The 5,732-nt window shown below is 64.4% G+C and carries 5 protein-coding genes; all 5 read left to right on the forward strand.

Going from position 1 to position 5,732, the window contains the following annotated elements:
* Positions 1–258: 258 nt before the first annotated feature.
* The 5 genes from arsC (at position 259) to SO180_RS41860 (ending at position 5,247) form a co-directional block, all read left to right on the forward strand.
* Positions 259–660, forward strand: coding sequence for an arsenate reductase (glutaredoxin) (gene arsC / locus SO180_RS41840; protein WP_449384609.1), 402 nt, complete (start codon positions 259–261; stop codon positions 658–660).
* Positions 661–916: 256 nt separating this feature from the next.
* A complete protein-coding gene (locus tag SO180_RS41845; RefSeq protein ID WP_449384610.1) occupies positions 917–2,026 on the forward strand; it encodes an ABC transporter ATP-binding protein in 1,110 nt (369 codons plus the stop codon).
* A gap of 59 nt (positions 2,027–2,085) precedes the next feature.
* Complete coding sequence (locus tag SO180_RS41850) at positions 2,086–3,135, forward strand: ABC transporter substrate-binding protein (RefSeq protein WP_449384611.1); 1,050 nt, start codon at positions 2,086–2,088, stop codon at positions 3,133–3,135.
* 22 nt (positions 3,136–3,157) lie between these two features.
* Positions 3,158–4,420: an ABC transporter permease gene (locus SO180_RS41855; protein ID WP_449384612.1), complete on the forward strand. Its 1,263-nt coding sequence runs from the start codon at positions 3,158–3,160 to the stop codon at positions 4,418–4,420.
* Positions 4,417–5,247, forward strand: a complete 831-nt coding sequence (locus SO180_RS41860; protein WP_449384613.1) for an ABC transporter permease — start codon at positions 4,417–4,419, stop codon at positions 5,245–5,247. Before SO180_RS41855 ends, SO180_RS41860 begins: the two co-directional genes overlap by 4 nt.
* The last annotated feature ends 485 nt before the right edge of the window (positions 5,248–5,732 follow it).

Raw genomic sequence — 5,732 nt, forward strand, 5'->3', positions numbered from 1 at the left:
CCTGTACCGATCCCGCAAGGACGAAGCCGGAAGCGGCCCCTTCCAGCGGCCGCGGAACGCGATCTAGACTAAGAGGCGTCCACCTCCGGCAGTGGCGATCGCGCGCTCGCTCACGAGCACAGTTTCCTGTATTCGTCCGGCGGACCTGTCGGCTGCCATCCTTGCCAAGCTTTGTGGCGCAATTTCCGGAATGCTGCTGATGAACTGGCAGCTCGGGCGCACGCCGATGCGCGGCCCATCGCAATCGCGGAGACCACGATGACCGTCACGATCTACCACAACCCGGCTTGCGGCACCTCGCGCAACACGCTCGCGATGATCCGGCAGAGCGGCGTCAAGCCCGTCGTCATCGAATACCTCAAGACACCGCCGTCGCGCGAACGGCTCAAAGAGCTGGTTGCAGCGATGGGAATTTCGCCCCGCGCTCTCCTGCGCGAGAAGGGTACGCCCTATCGGGACCTCGGCCTGGACGACCCGAAATGGTCGGACGACCAGTTGCTCGACTTCATGGTGGTGCATCCCATTCTCATCAACCGTCCCATCGTCGTGACGCCAAACGGCGCGCGGTTGTGCCGACCTTCGGAGGCCGTGATCGATCTCCTGGACAATCCCGTGGGACGTTTCGTGAAGGAAGACGGCGAGGTGGTCGAGCCGCGCTAGCCTTCGGTCGCTTCGCGCAGCCCAGGCGGCTTCCGCCGCTGGTATTCTCCTCGTAGGATGCTAAGCTTCCCGTCCGACCTTGGACGAGGTGCTGACTGCGCTCCGTCCGCTGCCTTGTCACGTTTCCCGGAGTAATCGCTGCGCATGGCGAACGGCAAAGACGTTTCGATGACCGTCTCCAACGGTCACTGCCACGGGTGGACGTACCCTTGATAATGGTCCCGGCTCAATGCTCATCAGCAGACGGGAGGACAGCATGGAAGGCGCCATGACCGCAACCGCGACGGCCTTAGTGCGCTTTTCCGGCATCCAGAAGACCTACGACGGCGAGCACCTCGTCGTGAAGAACCTCGACCTCGATATCAGGAAGGGTGAGTTCATCACCCTGCTCGGCCCGTCCGGCTCGGGCAAGACGACCACGCTGATGATGCTGGCGGGCTTCGAGGTGCCGACCCATGGCGAGATCTACCTCGCCGACCGGCCGATCAAGAACATGCCGCCGCACAAGCGCGACATCGGAATGGTGTTCCAGAACTACGCGCTGTTTCCGCACCTGACGATCGAGGAGAATGTCGCCTTCCCGCTATCCGTCCGCAAGGTCAACAAGGCGGAGGCGCAGGAGCGCGTGCGCGCGGCGCTGCGCATGATCAAGATGGAGGCGCTGGCGCAGCGGCGTCCCGGACAATTGTCCGGCGGCCAGCAGCAGCGCGTCGCCCTGGCCCGCGCGCTGGTCTTCAATCCCCAGATCGTGCTGATGGACGAGCCGCTCGGCGCCCTGGACAAGCGTCTGCGGGAGCAGATGCAGCTCGAGATCAAGCAACTGCACGAGACGATGGGCATCACCATAGTCTACGTCACGCACGATCAGAGCGAGGCGCTCACCATGTCGGACCGCATCGCCGTGTTCAACGATGGCATCGTGCAGCAGATCGACAAGCCAGACGCGCTGTACGAACACCCCGTGAACAGCTTCGTCGCCCACTTCGTCGGCGAGAACAACGTGCTGGCCGGCACGGTCGAGACGATCGAGCAGGGATATTGCCGCGTCGCGCTGGCCTCCGGAGGCTCCGTCATGGCCCGGGCGGTCAACGTGGCGAGCAGCGGCGCCGCTACCTCGCTGTCGGTGCGGCCGGAGCGGATCTCCATTATAGTCGACGGGGCGACGGCCGAGGGACCGAACCGTCTGCCGGCCACCGTGCAGAGCACCATCTATCTCGGCGACCACACGCTGGCCGTGCTCGAGGTCGCCGGCAACGGGGAGTTCATGGTCAAGCTTCAGCCGGGCGAACACAACAGCTTGAGACAGGGCGAAAGCGTGTCCATCACGTTCCGCCCCGAAGACTGCCTGGCCCTCGATCCCGTGTAATCGAACCGGGACAGCACACTTTCCAGAACGCAACTCACAACAAGAAGGGAACGAAGACGATGCTGAAGCTCAAGATGGCACTGGGATTCGCCGCGACGCTGACCGCCGGCGTTGCTCTGGCCACAGTCGCGCAGGCGCGCGACCTCACCGTGGTATCGTGGGGCGGGGCGTATCAGGACGCCCAGAAGAAGGTCTATTTCGAGCCGTTCAAGAAGACGGCCGGCGTCCCGATGAACGACGAGTCGTGGGACGGCGGCATCGGCGTGCTGCGCGCCAAGGTGCAGGGCGGAGCGGCGACCTGGGACGTCGTCCAGGTCGAGAGCGAGGAGCTCGCGGTCGGCTGCGACGAGGGCCTGTTCGAGAAGATCGACTACAGCAAGATCGGCGGCGAGGCCGCCTATCTGCCGCCGTCGGTCAATCCCTGCGGCGTCGGCGCCATCCTGTACGATTTCGTTCTCGGCTACGACAAGGACAAGCTGAAGGAAGCGCCGAAGGGCTGGGCGGACTTCTTCGACACCAAGAAATATCCGGGCAAGCGCGCCTTGCGCCAGGGCCCGAAGACCACGCTGGAGATCGCCCTCATCGCCGACGGCGTCCCGCCGGCGGACGTCTACAAGGTGCTGGCCACCGACGAGGGCGTCGATCGCGCCTTCAAGAAGCTCGACACCATCAAGGGCGACCTCGTCTGGTGGAAGGCCGGCGCCCAGCCGCCGCAACTGCTCGCCTCGGGCGAAGTGGCGATGACGTCGGTCTACAACGGCCGCATCGACACCGCGAACAAGAACGAGAAGAAAAACTTCGGCATGGTGTGGGACGGCGCGCTCTACACGCTCGACAGTTGGGTGATCCTGAAGGGCAGCCCGAACAAGGACGCCGCCTACAAGTTCCTCGACTTCGCGGGCAAGGCCGAGAACCAGTCCAAGCTGTCGGAGAACATCGCCTACGGCACCTCGAACAAGGACGCCGCGGGACTGATCCAGCCGGCCGTTCTGAAGGACCTGCCGACGGCGCCTGACAATATGAAGAATGCGGCGGAGATCAACGTTGCGTTCTGGCTCGAGAACATCGACCGCCTGACCGAGCGCTTCAACAAGTGGGCGGCGAAATAGCGCGTCTGCCGGGCTTAAAGCGATGACGGAAGCGTTCCTGACCAGCGCCGATGCGCCAACCGACGTGCCGCTCAAGCGCCGCCTGAAGCGGGCCGAGCGGACGCGCCAGGTCAAGGCATTGGCGCTGGTCTTGCCGCTTCTCGCATTCCTGCTCTTCACCTTCCTGGGTCCGATCGCCGGCATGCTCTGGCACGCCGTCGACGACTGGGAGGTGCGTCAGGTCCTCCCGCACACCGTGACGGCGCTAGCCGATTGGGACGGCAAGGATCTGCCGGACGAAAAGGCCTATGCGGCGCTGGCCGACGACATCCTGGCGGCGCGCGCCGCCGGGACGCTCGCCATCGCAGCCAAGCGGCTCAACTACGCCGTGAACGGCTTCCGCACCATTCTCACCAGCACGGCGCGCAATCTGAAAGCCCCGCCTGAAGCCGGCACGGCCAAGGAGACGCTCGGCAAGATCAATCCGGCCTGGCGCGACCGCGCGACCTGGGCGGCGATCAGGGGCGCGAGCGGCCGGGTGACCGCCTTTTACCTGCTGGCAGCGCTCGACCTGACGCGCAACGTCGACGGCGCGATCGTCGCCGCCCCGCCCGATCAGGCCATCTACCGCGACATCTTCGTCCGCACCTTCGCCATCAGCCTCAGTGTCACGGTGCTGTGCCTGATCCTCGGCTTCCCGGTCGCCTATCTCTTGGCGACGCTGCCGGCCGGACGATCGAATCTCCTGATGATCTTCGTGCTGCTGCCGTTCTGGACCTCGCTCCTGGTGCGCACCTGCGCCTGGATCGTGCTGTTGCAGAGCAATGGCGTGGTGAACGATTCTTTGCGCTTTCTCGGCATCATCGATGCGCCGATGCGCCTGATCTACAACCGCTTCGGCGTCTATGTGGCGATGACGCACGTTCTCTTGCCCTTCATGATCCTGCCACTCTACAGCAGCATGAAGGCGATCTCGCCGGCCTATATGCGCGCCGCCGCCTCGCTCGGCGCGCCGCCGCTCACCGCCTTCCTGCGGATCTACCTGCCGCAGACCCTGCCCGGCATCGCAGCCGGAAGCCTGCTCGTCTTCATCCTGGCGCTCGGCTACTACATCACGCCGGCCCTCGTCGGCGGCGGCGCCGACCAGATGATGAGCTACTTCATCGCCCTCTACACCACCGAAACCGCCAATTGGGGCCTCGCCTCGGCCCTGGGCGCGCTACTGCTGGCCGCCACGCTGCTGCTCGGCGTCCTCTACGGAAAGCTGGTGCAGGGACAGCAGGTCACGGGAGGAATGAAGAATTGAGCGGCGATGCTTCCCTCCGCACCACCAGCCAGCGCATCGCGTGGGGCGCGACCATCGTCATTGCCACGCTGGTCTTCATCTTCCTGATGGCGCCGATCCTCGCGATCATGCCGCTGTCGTTCAGCTCCAGCGCCTACCTCACCTATCCGCTGCCCGGCCTTTCCTTGCGCTGGTACGACGAGTTCATCCATTCGGCGCGCTGGATGACGTCGCTGAAGAACAGCATGATCATCGGCGTCGCGGCGACGATGCTCTCGGTCGTGCTCGGCACGCTGGCCGCGCTGGGGCTGGCGCAGTGGAAGAGCCGCTTCAAGCCGCTGGTGCTGGCGATCGTGCTGTCGCCGGTCGTGGTGCCCGGCGTCATCACCGCGGTCGGCCTCTACTTCTTCTTCGCACCGATCGGGCTGACCGGCAGCTATCTCGGCCTGATCCTCGCCCATACCGCGCTGGCAACACCGTTCGTGGTGATCACGGTCGGCGCAACGCTGCAAAGCTTTGACATGAACCTGGCGCGCGCCGCTGCATCCCTCGGCGCCCCGCCGCTCTACGCCTTCCGCCGCGTGATCCTGCCGCTGATCCTGCCGGGTCTGGCATCGGGTGCGCTGTTTGCCTTTGCCACCAGCTTCGACGAGGTGGTGATCGTGCTGTTCATGGCCGGCCCCGAGCAGCGCACCCTGCCCCGCGAAATGTTCAGCGGCATCCGCGAGAACATCAGCCCGACCATCACGGCGGCGGCGGTGATCCTGACCACCGTCTCGGTCATCCTGCTCGCGACCATGGAAGGCCTGCGCCGGCGCAACGAGCGGCTGAAGGGCAACAGCACCTGAGGGGCGCTAGCCGCGTTCCTAAAACAAAAATGTCGAAAACAACCCCATGCAAAGTAGCCGGTGACGGACGGAGCGTGGTTTACGATTTTACGAAATCATTTGACACGTCGGGCAAATCAGGGGCACGATGGCATCATCGCGGTCCGTGGGACGCCGACCTCCCTGCAATGGGGAGAATTGTAGCCCGGATGGAGCGCAGCGAAATCCGGGAATCACGCCCGCGGAGCTAACCCCGGATTACGCTTCGCTCCATCCGGGCTACAACGCTAGCCGCAGACCTGCTTTCACCGTGATACGCAAACAGCTCGACCGGCTCGTTGAAGCCGCACGCCGGTTATTCGCCGACGCGTTCGAGCTCGACTTCGTTCTTTACGAGGTCGGCAAAAGCGCGTGAGAGCAGCACCGTTCGCCCTAAAGCGTGATGGCATTAAGTTCGATAGCCTGAATTTTTGAGGTAGTTGGCGCATTCCTCGGGGGTGAAGGCA

The organism is Bradyrhizobium sp. UFLA05-112, from assembly GCF_053572325.1.